13 protein-coding genes are annotated in these 19532 nt (G+C 39.1%); 4 read left to right on the forward strand and 9 right to left on the reverse strand.

Going from position 1 to position 19532, the window contains the following annotated elements:
* Positions 1 to 30: 30 nt before the first annotated feature.
* Together J8L85_RS10095 and J8L85_RS10100 are read left to right on the forward strand one after the other, a co-directional pair.
* Positions 31 to 930, forward strand: a complete 900-nt coding sequence (locus tag J8L85_RS10095) for a sterol desaturase family protein (RefSeq protein WP_211016925.1) — start codon at positions 31 to 33, stop codon at positions 928 to 930.
* Positions 931 to 1036: 106 nt separating this feature from the next.
* Complete coding sequence (locus J8L85_RS10100) at positions 1037 to 1669, forward strand: DUF998 domain-containing protein (RefSeq protein ID WP_211016926.1); 633 nt, start codon at positions 1037 to 1039, stop codon at positions 1667 to 1669.
* Positions 1670 to 1701: 32 nt separating this feature from the next.
* Here the strand turns inward: J8L85_RS10100 and J8L85_RS10105 are convergent, their stop codons facing one another.
* From J8L85_RS10105 to J8L85_RS10115, 3 genes are read right to left on the reverse strand one after another with little or no spacing between them, the layout of a single operon-like run.
* A complete protein-coding gene (locus J8L85_RS10105; RefSeq protein WP_211016927.1) occupies positions 1702 to 2946 on the reverse strand; it encodes an amidohydrolase family protein in 1245 nt (414 codons plus the stop codon).
* A gap of 11 nt (positions 2947 to 2957) precedes the next feature.
* Positions 2958 to 4388: an amidohydrolase family protein gene (locus J8L85_RS10110; protein WP_211016929.1), complete on the reverse strand. Its 1431-nt coding sequence runs from the start codon at positions 4386 to 4388 to the stop codon at positions 2958 to 2960.
* Positions 4389 to 4421: 33 nt separating this feature from the next.
* Entirely contained in the window at positions 4422 to 5189 is a 768-nt protein-coding gene (locus J8L85_RS10115) for a CDP-alcohol phosphatidyltransferase family protein (RefSeq protein WP_211016931.1), read from the reverse strand.
* A 327-nt stretch (positions 5190 to 5516) separates the two neighbouring features.
* On the opposite strand from J8L85_RS10115, the gene J8L85_RS10120 reads away from it, so the two are divergent.
* Entirely contained in the window at positions 5517 to 8912 is a 3396-nt protein-coding gene (locus tag J8L85_RS10120; protein WP_211016933.1) for a ThuA domain-containing protein, read from the forward strand.
* Between the two features lie 101 nt (positions 8913 to 9013).
* On the opposite strand, the gene J8L85_RS10125 is transcribed toward J8L85_RS10120, so the two are convergent.
* The 5 genes from J8L85_RS10125 to J8L85_RS10145 form a co-directional block, all read right to left on the reverse strand.
* A complete protein-coding gene (locus J8L85_RS10125; protein ID WP_211016935.1) occupies positions 9014 to 9481 on the reverse strand; it encodes a GAF domain-containing protein in 468 nt (155 codons plus the stop codon).
* An 8-nt stretch (positions 9482 to 9489) separates the two neighbouring features.
* Positions 9490 to 11100: a M1 family metallopeptidase gene (locus J8L85_RS10130; protein WP_211016937.1), complete on the reverse strand. Its 1611-nt coding sequence runs from the start codon at positions 11098 to 11100 to the stop codon at positions 9490 to 9492.
* A gap of 20 nt (positions 11101 to 11120) precedes the next feature.
* Positions 11121 to 12452 (reverse strand): M28 family metallopeptidase, encoded by a 1332-nt coding sequence (locus tag J8L85_RS10135; RefSeq protein ID WP_211016939.1) that lies wholly within the window; start codon positions 12450 to 12452, stop codon positions 11121 to 11123.
* Between the two features lie 106 nt (positions 12453 to 12558).
* Complete coding sequence (locus J8L85_RS10140) at positions 12559 to 13758, reverse strand: MFS transporter (RefSeq protein ID WP_211016940.1); 1200 nt, start codon at positions 13756 to 13758, stop codon at positions 12559 to 12561.
* A gap of 173 nt (positions 13759 to 13931) precedes the next feature.
* Entirely contained in the window at positions 13932 to 16145 is a 2214-nt protein-coding gene (locus tag J8L85_RS10145; RefSeq protein WP_211016941.1) for a bifunctional alpha,alpha-trehalose-phosphate synthase (UDP-forming)/trehalose-phosphatase, read from the reverse strand.
* Between the two features lie 102 nt (positions 16146 to 16247).
* On the opposite strand from J8L85_RS10145, the gene J8L85_RS10150 reads away from it, so the two are divergent.
* Positions 16248 to 18047, forward strand: coding sequence for a glycoside hydrolase family 15 protein (locus J8L85_RS10150; protein WP_211016942.1), 1800 nt, complete (start codon positions 16248 to 16250; stop codon positions 18045 to 18047).
* Here the strand turns inward: J8L85_RS10150 and J8L85_RS10155 are convergent, their stop codons facing one another.
* Positions 18048 to 19493: an aminotransferase class I/II-fold pyridoxal phosphate-dependent enzyme gene (locus tag J8L85_RS10155; RefSeq protein WP_211016943.1), complete on the reverse strand. Its 1446-nt coding sequence runs from the start codon at positions 19491 to 19493 to the stop codon at positions 18048 to 18050.
* Positions 19494 to 19532 lie beyond the last annotated feature (39 nt).

Below are 19532 nucleotides of genomic sequence, written 5' to 3' on the forward strand. Positions count from 1 at the left end.
AAATTGGAAAGGCGCATTTAAAATACCTATATGCAAATACCTGAAATACCTAACTTAATTCATTACGCGATACCTTTTTTTGCGTTGACGGTTATTATAGAAGTGATACTTACCGTGAAGGTTAGAATGGAAGGCTATGATTTTAAAGATGCGGGAACATCCATTTTAATGGGATTGGGAAATGTCGCAATTGGCCTATTTACAAAAGCGATCACTTTAAGTCTTTTCTATGTGCTGTACAATTTTTATCATGTATTTACAATCCCCTTTGTTTGGTGGTCTTGGTTGATACTATTATTTGCCGAGGACTTCTGTTACTATTGGTTTCATAGAATTAGTCATGAAAGTAGGTTCTTTTGGGCAAGCCATGTTGTACATCATTCATCCAAGAAGTATAATTTGAGCACCGCCTTAAGACAAACATGGTCCGGAGGCTTTTATACCTTTATTTTTTGGTTTCCGTTGATTCTTATAGGTTTTCATCCTATTATGGTTTTGGTACAAATGTCAGTTAGCTTAATTTATCAATATTGGATTCATACAGAGTTGATCCATAAAATGCCAAAATGGTTCGAAGCCATATTTAATACGCCCAGCCATCATAGGGTACACCATGCTACGAACCCACAATATTTAGATAGAAACCATGCAGGTATTTTTATTATTTGGGATAGGATTTTTGGCACTTTTGAACCAGAAGTAGAAAAACCGGTATATGGTTTGGTAAAAGATATTGATACTTACAACCCTATAAAGATTGCCTTTTTGGAATGGTATACAATGTTCAAGGATTTTGTGACCTCTAAAACCTCCTTAACAAATAGGTTTAACTATTTAATTAAACCACCAGGTTGGAAACACGATGGCAGCAGTGTTTTATCTTCCGATTTACGAAAACAATGGGAAGAAAAAAATAAAACGAATAGTTAATGGCAATTGTAGAATTTTAAAGGTGTGTATCTTCTAATTATACTTTCATCGTAACATTTACTTTGTTTAATCGTCTATTGATTATATCAATAGAACAAGACAAATTATGAACAACAAAATAGTAGCCTATATTGGAATACTTGGTGTAAGTTTATTCGGGTTAGCGGCTATTATCGGCCCATTATTAATAGAAGATTATAGTGTTGTCGGCCAATATATAAGTGAATCGTTCGCTTCTAATACCGAGTATGGAAGGTATCTACAATATTTCGGATATGTGCCAAGCGGTATTCTAACTACTATTTTTTGTTTGAATGCGTTCAAATATCTACCTAGTTCTAAGCTTGTTACGGCTGGATTTATTGGATTGGCAATTTTTTATGGTCTGGGAACTATACTGGTAGGGTTGTTTCCGTGTGATGAAGGTTGCAACGTAGAATTGATAGATCCAAGTATGGCACAGCTTATACATAATGCGGTCGCTGGCCTTACCTATATTTTTGTTCCTATAAGTATAATAGGCATTGGTCTCGGATTAAAAAGAGCCAAATATATTGGCCGTTTATCACAAATAGCTATTACCGTGGGTATTGTGAGCGTGGTTTGTATCTTTTTATTGTTTTTCGACCCTCAGTCGGCTTACAGGGGGCTTTTGCAGCGAATTATAGAAGCTTCTTTTATCTTCTGGATAATTACATGCGCGATAAACATAAAAAAGAGAGGTTATAAGAATATTTAGGTATCTAGCATAAAATAGCTACGGGGCAATTGTTATTTCTTGTAAACAACTCCGTCTTTCATCACGAAAGAGACACTTTTCATGTTTTTTATATCCTTTACGGGATTTCCTTTAATGGCGATAATATCTGCTAAAAATCCTTTTTCAAGCTTGCCTAACTGGGTTAAGTGAAACATTTTAGCATTGTCCGAAGTGGCCGATTTTAAAACATCGATAGGTTTCATCCCATATTCCACCATGAGCTCCATCTCTCGATAATTTTCGCCGTGGGGAAACACACCTACATCACCACCAAAAACAATCTGCACACCAGATTCTAGGGCAGCTTTAAAGGAAGTACGTTTCTGTTGAATACGTTCAGGTTCTGGATCGGTAGCTTTGTTCCATCCGCGATATTGGGTAATGGCATCGCCAGCGGCAAGGGTGGGGCAGAAGCCGATTCCTTTCTCTTTCATAGTCTTGAAAATTTCAAGAGTGCCGCCGTCACCATGTTCGATGGTTTCAACACCACCCGCAATAGCCCTTTTCATGCCTTCTGCAGTGCCTGCATGTGCGACAACATACTTACCTGCACTTTTTGCGGTGGAGACCATAACATCAATTTCTTCCTGTAAAAATGTAGGTTGAGAATCTGCACCAGGTGTCCAACGGTAATCGGCATATATTTTAATGAGGTCGGCCCCGTTTCCCATCTGTCTACGAACGGTTTCTATACATTGGTCAACACCACTGGCCGCCTCTGCACCTAAGGGAACTGTAACGCCGTCATGAAAACCTTTGGGGCCGTAGGCACCGGTTGCCACGATGGCCGGTCCGGCGACCAAAAGCCTAGGTCCTATGATTATACCATCATCAATGGTCTTTTTTACATAAACATCTGTATAGCCTGCACCTTCGGCACCTAAATCTCTCATGGTGGTTATGCCTGCCATCAGCGATTTTTTCACATGTACAGAAGCACGTATGGCACGTTCAACAGGAGATTCTTTTAATACCTGATCGTTCCATTCCGTTTCATTGTAAGGGTGTAACAATATATGCGAATGCCCTTCTATAATGCCCGGCATTAGTGTGGTGCCATTTAAATTTATTTCTGTTGTGTTGCTTGGTTTTTTTAGACCGTTGAGGTTTCCTGTATAGGTAATTCGGTTATTTTCTACTAATACCACCCAATTTTCATGAAGTTCGGTACCGTCGAATACTCTGTCGGGTACTAAAAGTGTTTGGGCGGAGCTTATGAAAATCGAGAATAAACAGAAAAGAGAAATAGGTTTCATACTACTGGTTGTTAGTTTGTAAGGGTAGATTTTAAAAGGTCGTCCAAGTCTTCTTTGGTGTATGGTTTTCCTTTTTTCAAGACCATAAAGATATCCTTGGTACTTTTAATGTCTTCTAAAGGGTTACTGTTAAGGAGGACCATATCGGCTATTTTACCTTTGGTGATAGTACCGTAATCACTATCCTTTTTTAGAAATTTAGCCCCGTTATAAGTAGAGGTCCGCAAGGCATCTAGTGGAGAAATACCGGCGGCTACCATAGCCTCCATCTCTTTGTGTAAAGAAATACCAGGGTAAGTATAACTGTTAAAAGCGCCACTATCCGAACCGGCCAACAGAGAAACTCCATTTTTATTTAGTGTATGGGCGAGTTGTCCAAAAAAACGATCTAGGGCTTTGCGGTCGGCGACTTGTTTTTCCGATGCGTTTTTTACACGGTCTATTCTGCCCTTATATGTTTTTTGAATCCCAAGCGACATATATTGCAAATAGGGATCGGTAGAATGGTCCACTTCGTCCAAATAGCTTAAGACCCTGCCAATATGCAGCGTTGGTACCACAAAGACATTGTGCTTTTTTAAATTGGCAAAAGTTTTCATGGCCGTGGTGTCTGAGTAGGTAGATTGTAATAAGGGCATGGCATCCCAAAAACCAATTTCTTTGCTTACTAGTTGTTCCGTTATTTCTTCTTCATCGGAAGAACAGCCTTTCATGATATAATACAAATGTTCTATTGCATCAATGCCCGCATCAATGGTGGCATCGAGTTCTAGGGTAAATGGCATGTGGCCAGAAGTGATAAGATCTCTTTTGTCGGCTTCTTTAATTGTTTTTAGGTAATTGTCCCCAGAAATTCGACTGTCGTAAAGTTTAACGAAATCTACTGGTATCGCTTGTAAAGAATCTAATGCGTTAACAATGTCTGTGTCGTTTTCTACTTCTAGTGAACCGGCCCATGTAGCACCGGGACCATCAATTTTTGGTCCAGAGGTAAAGATGGTAGGACCTATCAAATCATTGTTTTCAATAGCTGTTTTCCATTCCATAATAGAAGAGGTTAAGTCACCGCCCGCTTCACGTACCGTTGTGATACCATTGGCCATAAACAGTTTTAGAAAGTTCTTATTAGCTGAGATTAAAGAATCTCCGCCCCTAAAATGTACATGGTTGTCCCAAAAACCCGGTAGTACATATTTACCCGAACCATCAATAATACGGTTCGCCTTAGGTTCTGTATTGTCTCCCGTAGGGTCAATTTTGGCAACGCGATCACCGTTTAGGTAAATATCCATATTATTGACCTTGCCTGTTTCCAGATCAATGAGATGTACGTTCTGTATGGCTATATCGTACAAAATTTGAGGTTCCGATTTGCATGATATCAAAGTTGAAATCAATAATAAGCTAAGACAAAACTGTCTGAATTCTTTGGTAATTGACATTTTATGCGAGTTTGACTAGAAAGGTAAAAATAATTACCTATTCAACATTTGCCTAATCGCAATAAAAACAAATATCATAAGACTATTAAGTATAAAGTAGGGAATTATGAATTCCTTTATTTCTAAAACCAGAAAAAAACCGATGATCAATAGTTGAAAGCCAAGCCCAAAACACGAAACGGCTGTCATTAACCAATTGGGCAACCTATCTTCTGTATGGGCATTCTTGTCAAGACTATATATAACACGGTCATAGGGGCCATAACAAAGCGTGTAAATATGATATAACATCTTTACTGTGCTCTGTTCCTCATTTTTAAAAGCAATGGGGATTTTGTTTTCAAAAACCTGGGTCGTAGTATCCCCTTTGTACCGGTTTCTTAAAATTGCGTAGTAATAATTATAGAGCGTTCCCTGTAATTCTAATCCGATAAAGGCCAATATGGCATAGAAAAAGCCGTTTTCGGTTATATGCCAGATAGATAATATGATGAGCAGGTTCAGAATAAAATCAGAAATGGAATCTAGATAACGCCCTGTATAGGAAGGGGTATTCTTAATTCTGGCCAGTTCACCATCGGCTGCATCTAAAATCGATTTTAAAAGCAAAAAGAACAGTGCGGCCCAATAGTATTCGTATAAAATAAAACCAACGGCAATAAGACCGCTTGCCACAAAACCCAATGTTATATGAATGGGGGTATAGGAAGTATGTTTTAAAGACTGTGCTATTAGTACCCCCATGGGTCTTCCATAATCGGACAAATCAAAAAACTGATGCTTTTTCGGTAGTTTAGGCATTGGTTGTACCATACCCAAATATTGCCCAATAACGAAGACACGCTAGCTTGGTTTTTTTTGGATAAGGGCTTTAAAAATACGATAAAAACGACAATGTCATATAAATTGCTAAATATGGATATTGATTATCAGATAGATAATTTTTTTAGCAGTTGTCATAGCAGAATAATTGAGCGATAAAAGATTCTGTGATAAAATGCAATTGACATTATGTTTGATGTTAAATTATGATTTTAAAGATAATATGGCCATAAATAAATTTAATGTGCAATTTTTAATTGTTACATTTAGCAATTCTAAAATCAACTAATCAACAAATTTTTAAGTATGAAGAAAATTTTTATAGCACTGCTTTTGGGCTTTGCACTTGTTATTGTCTCATGTGGTGGCAATAAACGGGATGGCGAACCTAAGGTATTAGTGTTTTCAAAAACCATGGGATTTAAACATGCATCGATTCCTGCAGGAATTGCGGCAATTCAAAAGTTGGGCAAAGAAAATGGGTTTGCTGTAGATACAACAAAGAATGCCGAATTGTTTACCGATGAAAATCTAAAACAATATTCCGCTGTAATTTTCATGAGTACTACCGGAAATGTTTTGGACCAATATCAAGAAGCCGCCTTTGAACGTTATATCCAAGCCGGTGGAGGCTATGTTGGTGTACATGCCGCTGCCGATACAGAATACGATTGGGGTTGGTACAACGATTTGGCGGGCGCACAATTTTTAAGCCACCCAAGTGGAACGCCAACGGCCGACTTTATTATAAAGGACAAAAATTTTATAGCGACCGAGTTTTTTACGGATACGGTATGGAACAGAACGGATGAGCTGTACAACTATAAAAATATAAATCCGGAGGTTAATGTTTTAATGACCTTGGACGAATCTTCATATGAAGGAGGAGAGAACGGTGATTTTCATCCAATAGCTTGGTATCACGAATTTGATGGAGGTCGTGCATTTTACACAGGTGGTGGCCATACCGATGAAAGTTTTTCGGAAGAGTTGTTCTTAAAACATCTTTTAGGGGGCATTAAGTATGCCATTGGCGATAATTTAAAATTAGACTATTCCAAAGTAACTTCACAGATACCTCCAGATGCGGACCGTTTTTCTAAAGTAGTATTGTCCGAAGGTCAATTTTTTGAACCTACCGAGATGACGGTATTGCCCAACGGTGATGTTTTGGTGGCCCAAAGAAGGGGAGAGGTAATGCTCTATAACAACGAAACACAAAAGTTAACTGAAGTCGCAAAATTGGATGTGTATTGGAAGACACTTGAGACTCCGGGAGTTAACGCGGAAGAGGGACTTATGGGATTGCAGAAAGACCCCGATTATGCCAATAACCATTGGGTCTATCTGTACTATGCCCCAACAGGTGATAAATGGGTAAATAGATTATCTCGATTTAAATACCAAGACGGTAATTTTGATTTATCTTCTGAGCAGGTAATACTTGAAGTAGATTCTCAGAGAGAAATATGTTGCCATACGGGTGGTTCTATTGCATTTGGCCCCGACAATTTACTTTACCTGTCCACAGGCGATAACTCAACACCTTTTAACGAGGAAGGTGAAAAGTATGTCAATAATGGTTTTGCTCCTTTGAACGATACCCCTGGGCATGAGCAATATGATGCCCGTAGAAGTTCGGGTAATACCAATGACCTTCGTGGTAAAATACTAAGGATCAAGGTAAATGAAGATGGTAGTTACGATATACCTGAGGGCAATTTGTTTCCGGTAGGCACCGAAAAAACAAGACCTGAAATATATACAATGGGGCACAGAAACCCTTACAGGATATCTGTGGATATTAAAAGAGGATATGTATATTGGGGAGATGTTGGTCCGGATGCCAGAGCGGATAGTTTAGGTACCAGAGGCCCTAGGGGTTATGATGAAATGAATCAGGCACGGGAGGCCGGTAACTTTGGTTGGCCATTGTTTATCGGTGATAATTATGCCTATCATGAATATAATTATGAAACAGGGGAAAGTGGACCCACTTTTGACCCGGAAAAACCTATAAATAACTCTAGAAATAATACGGGACTGACGGAGCTGCCACCGGCAAAACCAGCGTATATATACTATCCGTACGATGAGTCCCAAGCTTTTCCGCAAACGGCTACAGGAGGTAGAAATGCCATGGCGGGGCCGACCTATTATTCAGATTTATATGAAGGTGACGAGAAATTGCCCAGTTATTACGATGGTAAAGTCATTATTTATGATTGGATGCGTGGCTGGATGTTCGCCGTTCACTTAAACGATGATGGAACCTTTAGCAAAATGGAACCTTTTGCTCCAGAGGTGAAGTTGAACAACCTAATAGATATGGAAGTTGGTCCAAAAGGTAAAATATATCTGTTGGAGTATGGAAGCGGTTGGTTCTCACAAAATGAAAACTCCGCTTTGGGTTATATTGAGTATAATGGAGGAAACAGACCTCCCGTTATCGATAACCTGACCGTAGATGAAACGGCCGGAAAACTTCCATTATCGATCAATGCCCAAGTAGAGGCTGTTGACCGTGAAGGGGATGCCGTAAAATATATATGGGATTTTGGTAATGGTGAAACAAAAGAGACAGCAGAACCAAGTATAAGCTATACCTATACAGATGCCGGTGCCTATAAATTGAATGTGACCGCAATGGACGACAAGGGTGCTTCGGCAGTTAGCCCGAGTACAAGTGTAGTTGCAGGAAACTCTAGACCAGAGGTTACCATTAATCTAAAAGGAGGAAAACCTGCTTTTTACCTACCGGGACAAAAAATACCTTATGAGGTAAGCGTAAGCGATCCCGATGGTACCCAGATAGATGAGGATAATATATTTGTTAGTGTAGATTATTTGGAAGGAATGGATAAGGTGGCCATGAATATGGGGCACCAGCAAGTTTCTGCGGCGGTAACAGGTAAAGCATTGACACAAACAATGGATTGTAAAACATGCCACAAAGAAGCGGAAGCCTCCATTGGACCAAATTATATGGATGTATCTAAAAAGTACAAAGAACAAAAAGATGCGTTGGAATATCTTCAAAAGAAAATTGTCGCCGGAGGAAGTGGTGTTTGGGGAGAGGTGATGATGCCTGCCCATCCAAAAGTCACTTCTGACGAATCAAGACAAATAGCTTTATACATTCTTTCATTGGCAGGAGACCAAAAAGAGGAAAAATCATTACCGGTCAAAGGGGTTATTACTGCAGCGCAGTCGGCTCCAGGAAATATGTTGGTCATCACAGCCAGTTATACCGATGATGGTGCAGAAGGTACCATTCCGTTAACAGGTTCTGAGGCCATAGCCATATCCAGTAGTACTGTTAAATTTTCCGATAAGATAAAGACAGACGGTATGCAAGCGGTAAGTTTCGGGGGTATGGACCTATTGTTGTTGAATGATACCAATGGTTGGTTCATGTTGGAGAATATGTCTTTAGAAGGAGTAAAATCGGTATCGATAACGGCTGCATGGCAATCTCCTCCAACATTGTCATTTAATTTTGAAATTCACGAAGGAACCCCAGACGGACCATTAGTGGGTAAAGGGGTGTTACCGGCAAATTCCGGTGGCCCACAAGGTACATTGTTTACAATACCTGTAACAGGTACGGTATCTGGTGAGGGTCCTTATTATGTAACCTTTAGAGCAGAAGAAGGTAAAGAACTTTCTCAGGTAGCATTGACCAGTGCTATTTTTAAGTAAGTAGTAATATTTATCGTAATAAAAAGCCCGCTGAAAAGCGGGCTTTTTTTATTCAGGCAAACTTATAATAAATAAGTTGCTGGTATTTTCACTAAAATCTATTAAGACATTTTTTGACAAATTGTCTCACCTATTTTCATTAATAGATCAATTTCTGTCTCGGTAAAATCATAAGGTACGGGCTTGGCTATACCTATGGTACCATAGAGCTTTTCTTTAAACAATAATGGGGCCGCCAAAGATCCTTCAACCTTGGTTTCTTTTGCTGCAGGTCGTGCTACTCCTGAGTCGTCGGTTTGTAAATTACACATTTCAACTGGCTTCATCCGTTCTGCGGCTATACCGGCCATTCCCTTACCTATAGGTATTTTAGAGACTTTTGGCAATAGAAAATCGGGTATTCCAATTTGAGCTTCCAATTCAAGTAAGGAGGTGGATGGGTTTAAAAAGTGCAAAGTGCCTGTAGAGCAGTCAAAATGTTCCAAGGTTGCCCTTAAGACCATAGCCCAATCTATATTTTTTTGAGTTAAAAGATCATTGATGTTCTGTGGAATAATGGTGCTTGCCATATTGAATATTATTGTTTTTTAATGTCTATGTAGAAATTAGGGTCTATCTTAAGAGTGTTTAAGTCTCCTTTTTTTTCCAAGCTTTGCCAATTTTCGTTCGGGGTTATCCAAATAGCTTTTCCTTCGATAAAAATACGGACGGGCATTTCAAAATTGTCGACTGTATTTTCATATCTGTAGGTTAGGGTGTTGTCTTCAACTTTATATGAAAGAAGTGGAATTTTTGTAGTCCGTAGGTACTGATCAAAAAACGGACCAAGGTCTTGCCCCATTTTAGTGGCTATAAATTGTTCTATTTCAGCAGTTGTTACGGTTTTGTGATAAAACTCCTTGTTTAAACCTCTTAAAATAGCTCTCCACTTTTCATCATTGTCCACTAGTTGCCGTAGCGTGTGAATTATATTGGCTCCTTTAAAGTACATGTCTCCCGATCCTGACTTGTTTACGTCATACGGACCTATGATTGGTTTGTCATTTTTAATATTCGAACGCATTCCTATCACGTATTCCGAAGCGGCTTCTTTGCCAAAATGATAATCTACATAAAGGTTTTCCGAATAGGTGGTAAACGCTTCATGTACCCACATATCGGCAATATCCTTATAGGTAATGTTATTGGCGAACCATTCGTGGCCAGATTCGTGTATAAGAATATAATCGAATTTAAGTCCCCAACCAGATTGTGATAGATCTCTGCCCAAATACCCGTTTTCATACTTGTTTCCGTACGTTACGGAGCTTTGGTGTTCCATGCCCAAGTAAGGTACTTCTACCAATTTATAAGAATCTTCATAAAAAGGGTAGGGGCCAAACCAATGTTCAAACGCTTCCATCATTAAAGGTGCTTGCTTAAACTGTTTTTTTGCTTTTTCAAGATTATCGCGCAGTACATAATAATCCATATCTAAAATACCGTTTTCACCCTTATATTTTTCACCAAAGTGAACATAGTCGCCAATGTTTACATTAACACCGTAATTGTTAATGGGATTAGAAACAAACCAGTGGTAGGTATTGGTTTTCTTATCTATACTGCGTAATCTTCCATTGGAAACGTTCATTAATCCCTTGGGTACTTTTACACTGATCAACATACTGTCTACTTCGTCGTACATATGATCTTTGTTGGGCCACCAGACACTAGCGCCAAGACCTTGGCAAGAGGTGGCGATAAAATCGTTGCCGTTTGCATCTTTCTTCCAAGAGAAACCGCCGTCCCAAGGTGCTCTTACGGCTTCTTTAGGATGACCGGAATAATGAACGACCACTTCGTTGAAATCCCCCGGTTTTTGTTGTTTTTTTAACTTGATAAAATGGGCATTGCCATTATGTTCAATAGCTAGTTCAACACCGTCCTGTGTTGCTTTTTCAATTTGAAGGGGCGGCTGTAGGTCTATCTGTAATACTTGAGCAGGGGTTAAAACCTTGTAACGTATGGTATTGCTACCTGTTATCAGTTTTTCGTCAGGTTTCACTTCTATGTTCAAATGATAATAATTCAGGTCCCACCAAGCTCTTTCAGGGGTTATGCTACCGCGTAGTGTATCTTGTTCTGTAAATGTTTGTGCGTGTAAAGAGGTGACAAACACCATACAGCATAAAAAAGCGATCTTGTTCATTTGTATATATACTTAATTGTTTATCTAAAAATTGCATTAGGGAATACAACAGGGCTTTCAAAACCATTTTTACCAACTGCCGATACACCAAAAAAGAAATTGTCTATAACAATACCATCCAAGGTAAACTCTGTTACATCACCTACATATCTACTATGGTCCCAAGTAGGGGAGGTAGTATCTCTCCAATATATTTTATAGCCTACGGCTCCCTCTACCTTGCTCCATTGAAATTTTGCCGAGGGTTGTACGATACCTCCGATTTTTACTTCTTTTGGTGCTGGTGGTGCCCATGCCAAAGAGGCTAGGTTAATGGCATTTACCGCTGTCAGTTTGGCTGCATATTCAAAGTTGACATGTTCCAGTACATCCCCATATGCAATACCGTCCTCAACTCTGATATCTTGGTGTTGTTGCGTATAATTTTCATGGGCTTCCATAATACGTATACCTGGGAAACCAACATCGTTAAAAGGTCTATGGTGCCCCCCTCGACCAAAACGGTCTAAACGATAAATCATCATAGGGTTCATCTCTGGCATATATTTTTTTACGGTCTTATGCACATAACGTGCCAATTGCCTAGAAATACCATCTACCTCGCCTCCATAAAACCTACGTGCTTTTCGTTCTTCTTCGGTTTCTGTCGGAGGTACGGGTTCAGAGAAAATTCGAAAATCGACATTGCTGACAACCCCGTCTACCCCTTTGATATTTCCGATCATATCGTTGTTAAAAATACCTATGATTTCCCATCCCTGTTCTTTGGCGTATTCGGCTACACCTTTACCACCGAACAAACCTTGTTCTTCTCCGGAAAGCCCCATGTAAATAATACTGTTCTCAAATTTATATTTAGACAATACCCTGGCCGCTTCTATGGTACCGGCCATACCACTTGCATTATCATTGGCCCCGGGAGAATCGTCGGTATAATTAGTTGGGTCGCTGACGCGCGAATCTATGTCACCGCTCATAATAATGTATCTATTCGGATATTTGGTGCCTTTTTGGATAGCCAGAACATTTACCACCTCTACATCTTTTACAATTCGCTGGTTAGTACCTTTTTTCACTAAATTTTTTTGATAGAAGACATCAAGACAACCATTGCACGCTTTTGATGTTTTTTCGAACTCAGATTTGATCCAACGTCTTGCGGCCCCTATTCCCCTTGTTTTAGAGACCGTATCGCTTAAGGTATGTCTGGTGCCAAAATTGACCAACGAGGTGACATCTTTTTCTATTCTTTCAGCAGAAACCGCATTAATGATATCATATAAATGTTGATCTGTTTGGGCGGTCAGTGTAAAGGAGAGGGTCAAAAGACCAAATAGGAGCAGTTTTTTCATTTTAATCGGTTTTGTTTGTTTTATAAATAGGTTCCCCCGGCTAACATCAAATAGTGGTCGCACCAAGGTAAATATGGCCTTTCCGAAGGTCTCAATTCTAAGAATGTTAGGTGGTAGGTTCATCGTTTCTAAAAGTATTAAAAATAAATTTCTTTTGACGAAGTTGCCACAACCCAAATATGGGGCCAATGGATAATATTAAAAATATATTGGTAGGATTTAATGATTCTGATAAAAAGGACAATAGTTGTATGCTAACAATACTGAGCGCAAACCCTAAGCTGTTTACAATGGTCAGTCCGGTACCCTTTAATTCTGGGGATACAGCATTTGCCACCAAATTTGAAAATTGGGGCGAGTCGGCTGTCGCGGCCATGCCCCAAATACACCACCCGATCATAAAAATTGTGGGGGAACTTTTAAAAAGGAAGGGAGATACAAGGCAGCACGCTCCAGAAATGAACAAAGCTATGATTGCGATTTTTTTGCTTCCGTAACGTTGCGATGCCAATCCTCCAATAGCACATGAAACGCTGCCCAAAGCTATTACGGCCCCGGTAAACAATGGTACTGGAATGTTGTTGCCGGATATGTTGTTAAAAGTTTCAACCGCAAACGGGGTAAATGCCCAAAATGCATACAACTCCCACATATGGCCGAAATATCCGAACGCCGCTTTTTTGTAATTGCCAGACCTAAAAAGTTTAGGACCTGCGGAGAAGTTTAGTTTTTTGCTGGATTTTCTATAAGGGCCATTAGGAACAAGAACAAAAAGCAATACACCGCCAATGGCCGTTATAATTGATGTTGTTTTTATCACCGTTTCATGATCATGCCCCCATGAGGTGCCATTTATCAGGTATGGGAAGGCAGTACCCAGTACCAAGGCCCCTACCAAAAAACCCAAGGCTTTTCCTAATCCGTTTTTGAAATAATCGGCGGCTATTTTCATACCCACGGGATAAATACCGGCTAAAAAAAAACCGGTTCCGAACCTTGCTGTGAGCATAGACCATTTAGTCATATTTTCCAATAACAAAGAAAAATTGAATAAAGCCGTTATCAAGGCACAAAACATAAAAACCTTGGAAGGTGAAAACCTATCGGCTATCATGAACAGGGAAAAAAACAAAGTACCTATAATGAACCCTAGTTGAACCGATGATATGAGATAACCAATAATTTCATTTCCGAGACCGGTCTTAAGTACTAGCTCGTTAATAATCGTATTTCCTGCAAACCACGGTGAAGTGCAAGTGAACTGGGCAATAATTATAATAAGTAGAATATATGGTTTAGGCCTCAATTAACAGTTGTAATATTTTAAGTATCTTCTTGTCAACGTTATTTTATAACGTCATATATGGATCGGTATATAGCATACTCCTATATACAGCACTATCTCAGTCGTATATTACAATGTTTACTATCACCATCTTGTACTAACTTCTCAGAGTACGGTCAAATTAAACTAAAATATCAACGTTCGTTCGCGAAACGGGCTAATATATCCCTTACGTTCTTTGTATTGTCCACAAAATACCTGGCTTGTGTTTTTTGTCTACCTACTTTTACGCTAATGGTATCTTCCGGTAATTCCTGAAACATAAATTCATCGGTCCAATCGTCACCGATGGCGAAAACAAAATCATACTCGTTTTCTGTATATACGCGCATAGAGGCTCTTCCTTTATTTACGTTACTACTTTTAATTTCCATGACTTTATTACCGTTCAAGACACTTAAATCGTCATTGGCGATCAAACTTGTTAGTACCGTATTTAGTTCTACCGCTCTCTTTTGACCAAAATCTGGGTCGGTATTTCTGTAGTGCCAAGCCAAGGAGTAATTTTTTTCTTCTATAAAACTACCTGGCGTTCTATCTACAAAAGATTCCAATACCGGATGTATTTTTTCCATCCAATCTCTTTTTACGTTTTCTAGCATTCTAAAATCTTCACCGTTTTGAGAAATCCATACTCCGTGCTCAACGATCATATTGTATTTCTTTGGCATGAACCACTTGGTGAAAGTTTCTTTGTCCCTACCACTTATTAAGTACATGTCCGTGTTTTCTTGACTGGATATTTCATCTAACAGTTTATAAAGGTCTTCATCTGGACTTGCCTTTTGGGGATCGTTATGAAAGCCGGCCAAAGTACCGTCATAATCCAAGAAAATAAGTCTTCTTTTTGCTTTTTTATACTGTTTCATGACCGTATTCATTAAATCTATGGACAACCTTCTTGAAATGTAGGTAAGGTCTTTTTCTTTTTGATTTATCAAAGAGGTCATAAAATCGTTGGCCCATTTTTCAACATTATATCTTTCCAATCTTTTTTGCAATAGACCGTTTCTGTGTTGCTGTTCTTCTTTGGGCATGTTAATGGCTTTGTCCAAAGTGTCGGCGATTTCCTCAAAATTATTCGGGTTGATCAATAAAGATTCGTTCATCTCATTGGCGGAACCGGCCATTTCGCTTAATATTAAAACTCCTGTCTTGTCGGTTCTGGTGGCAATGTATTCTTTTGCTACCAGGTTCATTCCATCTCGTATAGGGGTTAACCATGCGATGTCGCAAGAGGTGTACAGGTCTATCAGGTTTTCAAAAGGCATGGATCGGTAGAAATACCATATAGGGGTCCAACTTACAGTGGAAAGTTCTCCGTTAATTCTACCTACTAATTCGTCTATTTCTTTTTTTAATAATTGATACTGTGGCACATTTGATCTAGATGGTACCGCAAGAATGATCAATCTTACTTTTTCTTTGTATTGTGGGTATTTGCTTAAAAAATATTCAAAAGCGTTTAAACGTTTTGCAATCCCCTTTGTATAATCCAGGCGATCTATAGAAAGAAAGAATTTCGCGTCAGGGGCCGATTTTTTATGGGTGTCCAAGCGTTTTTGCAGTTCAGATTTCTCATCTTCGGTTCGCTGGGCATGTTCTTTGGCGGCGTCGTTAAATTTTTTGTAATCGATTCCCATCGGAAATGAATCTACCTTAATGACCCGTTCATCCAAATAGATATCGTTAAAACTAACTTCTAGGCCCAACAACCTTCGTACAGAACTTAAAAAGTGCCTTTCGTAATCGTATGTGTGAAAACCGATCAAGTCGGATCCCAAAAGTCCTAGAAGCACCTCTTTCCTCCAAGGGAGTGTTCTGAAAATTTCAAAGGATGGAAATGGAATGTGTAAAAAGAACCCAATGGAAATATCGGGTCTTTTTTCCCTTACCATTTGCGGAACCAACATTAATTGATAATCGTGAACCCAAATAGTATCGTCATTATCGGCCTTTTCTAAAATAGCATCGGCAAATTTTTGGTTAACGGCCTTATATATTTCCCAGCTCTCCAGTTCAAACTCCGAATATTCCATAAAATAATGAAACAATGGCCAAATGGTCCTATTACTGAACCCGAAGTAGAACCCATCTACCTCTTTTTTTGTTAGCATCACTTTTGAGGAGCCGTGTTCTGCCAAGGCGGCATCAATTTTTGGAGCCAGTTCTTCCGGAATTTCCTCATTTGTAAGACCGCTCCAGCCTATCCACAGACTATCGCCTCCCGAATGAACCGATTTCATTCCTGTAGCCAAACCGCCCACACTTGGAATCGCCGTAATGGATCCATTGCTAATTTGTAATTGAACAGGTAGTCTATTTGAGATTATGATAGTTTTAGCCATAAATAGCGATTTTTGCTTTGATTTAAATTTATTTTCACTCAATTTCGGGAAAAAGAAGGGCAATAGCAATTGTACGCCCTATTGAATTGATATTTTTATTGAATGGATAATTTAGATTACGGAATTATTGGAAATTGTAGAAGTGCCGCCTTGGTTTCTAAAAACGGATCAATAGATTGGTGCTGTCTACCAGAGTTCGACTCCTCATCGCTGTTCGCCAAATTATTGGACGAAAAAATTGGAGGTAGTTTTGAGATTATAGTCGATGATTCTTATAAGATAACCCAAAGGTATAAAAAGCATACCGCAGTTCTGATAACCAAGTTTACTTCTGGTGAAGATTGTTTTGAGATCAGAGATTTTATGCCAAGGTACCGTAAGCCCAATGGAGGGTATAATGCGCCACCCGAGTTTATACGTTATTTTAAACATGTAAGCGGTAAGCCTAAGTTTAAAGTGATTTATGACCCTAAATTGGAATATGCACATGGTGAAACAAAAACATACATAAAAAAGAATTTTATAGTAAGCCTTACCCATGGTGAAAAGTTCGACACCTGTTTTTTGTATACCTCTTTTAACAAGAATGCCGTTATAGAAGGGCGAGAAATTGAGTTGACTAAAGATGGCTATTTTCTTTTAGGGTACAATGAAAAACTTTTTCAGCCCACGGTTAGAAAAATGTATACCGAACTTGAAAGAACCAAGGTGTATTGGTTAAACTGGAGCAGTAAAACACCAAATTACCGAAAATACAATTCACAGATAAGCCGTAGTGCCATTACCTTAAAATTGCTGACCTATGATAAGTCGGGTGCAGTTTTGGCCGCTGCAACAACCTCATTACCGGAAACCATTGGCGAAGTCCGTAATTGGGATTATCGTTTTTGCTGGATCCGGGATGCTTCCATGGCCATAAAGGTAATTGGTGAACTGGGCCATAGAAATGTGGCAAAAAGGTATTTACAGTTTATTGTGGACCTTATTCCCGATAAGGACGAAAAACTGCAGATAATGTACGGTATCAACAAAGAAAAAAAGTTGACCGAACATACATTGGATCACCTAAGTGGGTATAAGGGGTCTAAGCCGGTAAGAATAGGAAACGCAGCTTATAAACAAAGACAAAATGATATTTATGGTATTTTGATGGATGTAATCTATGAACAGCTATCAAAATATAGTAACGATATAGAAAATGGGGAGGATTTATGGGGAATAACCAAAGGCATTGTTTGGATCGTCTCTAACCACTGGAAAGAGGCCGATAAAGGTATATGGGAGTTTAGGACCGAAGACCGCCATTTTACCTTTTCAAAAGTACTTTGTTGGGTGGCGATAGATAGGGCCATTAAAGTGGCAAGACTTTTTAGAAAATCCAATAAAATTCAAAAATGGACGGCCCTAGAACAGGAAATTAAGAACGATATTCATAAGAATGCTTGGAATTCGGAGGTAAATGCGTTTACACAGTCGTATGGTTCCTCACATTTGGATGCATCTGTACTGTTAATGGAGTCTTACGGATTTATTCATGCCAAGGATCCAAAATATGTAAGCACCGTAAAAGCCATAGAAAAAGAATTGAGTAACGATGGATTATTGTACCGTTACAAAAACGCTGATGACTTTGGTTTGCCTTCATCGTCTTTTACCATATGTACATTTTGGTTTATTAATAGCCTGTTTAAAATAGGGGAAGAAGAAAAAGCGATGAAACACTTTGATAGGTTGTTGTCTTACAGTAATCATTTAGGTTTGTTCAGTGAAGATATTGATTTTAAGACCAAAAGGTTACTGGGGAATTTCCCACAGGCATATTCGCATCTTGCCTTGATAGAATGTGCTATCAATTTCTCTAAAAAAGAAAGTGAGGAACAGGTACTGGAATCTATTAGCTGATCAATTGATGCCGATGGATAAAATTTGATGGGCAAAAGCCGATATTTTCTCCAGTAATTGTTTAAAATGATTTTCTGTGGTAAACGGATTCATAACTGTAACACGTAGGTAATGTGTATTCTTTAGTTTGGTCTGTACAATATAGAATTCGCCATCTTCCAATAGTTGTTGGCGAATTGTAGCATTTAACTCATTAAGTTCGGAAGGGGAAAGGCTTTCATCCATAAACCTAAAACAGACAATATTTGACATGGGCTTTAAGGCCAGTTCAAAATGTGTGCTTTTTTCAATGATACCGGCAAAAATTGACCCCATATCGTATAGGTGCGTAACATAGGAGTCAAATACCTTTTCGCCATATACTTTTAACAATGTATACCAATGAATACTCATCATGGTCTTGGTACATTCAAACGTTCTTTTACCCGAATTATACCAATCTTCATGGTCCGATTCAGTCAATAGGTAGTCCGCTTTTTGGCTAAAAGTCTTATTTGCATACCGACCATCTTTTAATAATAGTGCCGTGGTAATGGTAGGCATCATCATCATTTTATGGCCGTCAATAACTACAGAATCCGATGTGTCTATTCCTTTGAGGGTTTTTTTATATTTATCGGAAAAAATACCTGCACCTCCATGGGCTCCGTCCACATGAAACCATAAATTATGGGCTTTGGCAAATTCACCTATTTCTTCTAGATTGTCAAAAATACCGGTGGCCGTAGAAGGGGCACTGCCGACGATGGCAAAAACTTCTATCCCCTTGGCTTTGGCTTCTTTATATTTATCCTCTAATACCGAGGTATTCATCTGAAAACTATCGGTCACCGGAATTTTAATGATTCCTTTTTCTCCCAGCCCCATAATACGAGCGGCTCTATCCACGCAATAATGGGCCTCTTCGCTGACCATAATGGCAATGGGTCTGTTTGTGCCGTCTTTCCATATGTTTTCTGATACTATTGCCTTTCTTGCGGCCAATAAGGCGGTTAAATTGGCCAAGGTTCCACCGGAGGTCAAAAAACCTCTGGAATCGGTGTTCCATCCTATTTTTTTACAAAGTAAATCGGTCACTATTCTTTCAATAGCGCTCGGGGCCATTCCCATTTCATAAACGGCCATACCATTGTTGAGCAATGAGCTTATCATACCCGTAAGTGCCGTTATGGGGGCAGCAGGACTCACTTGATGTCCTATGTAATGGGGATGGTGTACATAAACCGTACGTTTGGTAATCTCTTTGAACAAATCATCTTTATCTCCCTTCTCTAGAAAATCTTTCCAGAACCCCAGTTCCTCTTCCGGATTTTTCCAATGAATGGCCTTGTCCGATTTTTCATTGATTTTATCATCTAAATGACGTGTAAGCTCATCTATAAGTTCATGTCCCTTTTTTTGAAAGGACTCTGGAGAATATACAGAGGTTAAATAGGTTTTGTTCATGGTCTAAAAATAGATGCTTCTTAAAACCTGGGCAAATAA

It is taken from the genome of Maribacter sp. MMG018, assembly GCF_018100785.1.
Lineage (GTDB): Bacteria > Bacteroidota > Bacteroidia > Flavobacteriales > Flavobacteriaceae > Maribacter.

Coding starts and splice junctions, on each gene's coding strand:
- J8L85_RS10095 (WP_211016925.1), top strand. CDS start 31: ATGCAAATACCTGAAATACCTAACTTAATTCATTACGCGATACCTTTT.
- J8L85_RS10100 (WP_211016926.1), top strand. CDS start 1,037: ATGAACAACAAAATAGTAGCCTATATTGGAATACTTGGTGTAAGTTTA.
- J8L85_RS10105 (WP_211016927.1), bottom strand. CDS start 2,946: ATGAAACCTATTTCTCTTTTCTGTTTATTCTCGATTTTCATAAGCTCC.
- J8L85_RS10110 (WP_211016929.1), bottom strand. CDS start 4,388: ATGTCAATTACCAAAGAATTCAGACAGTTTTGTCTTAGCTTATTATTG.
- J8L85_RS10115 (WP_211016931.1), bottom strand. CDS start 5,189: ATGCCTAAACTACCGAAAAAGCATCAGTTTTTTGATTTGTCCGATTAT.
- J8L85_RS10120 (WP_211016933.1), top strand. CDS start 5,517: ATGAAGAAAATTTTTATAGCACTGCTTTTGGGCTTTGCACTTGTTATT.
- J8L85_RS10125 (WP_211016935.1), bottom strand. CDS start 9,481: ATGGCAAGCACCATTATTCCACAGAACATCAATGATCTTTTAACTCAA.
- J8L85_RS10130 (WP_211016937.1), bottom strand. CDS start 11,100: ATGAACAAGATCGCTTTTTTATGCTGTATGGTGTTTGTCACCTCTTTA.
- J8L85_RS10135 (WP_211016939.1), bottom strand. CDS start 12,452: ATGAAAAAACTGCTCCTATTTGGTCTTTTGACCCTCTCCTTTACACTG.
- J8L85_RS10145 (WP_211016941.1), bottom strand. CDS start 16,145: ATGGCTAAAACTATCATAATCTCAAATAGACTACCTGTTCAATTACAA.
- J8L85_RS10150 (WP_211016942.1), top strand. CDS start 16,248: ATGGATAATTTAGATTACGGAATTATTGGAAATTGTAGAAGTGCCGCC.
- J8L85_RS10155 (WP_211016943.1), bottom strand. CDS start 19,493: ATGAACAAAACCTATTTAACCTCTGTATATTCTCCAGAGTCCTTTCAA.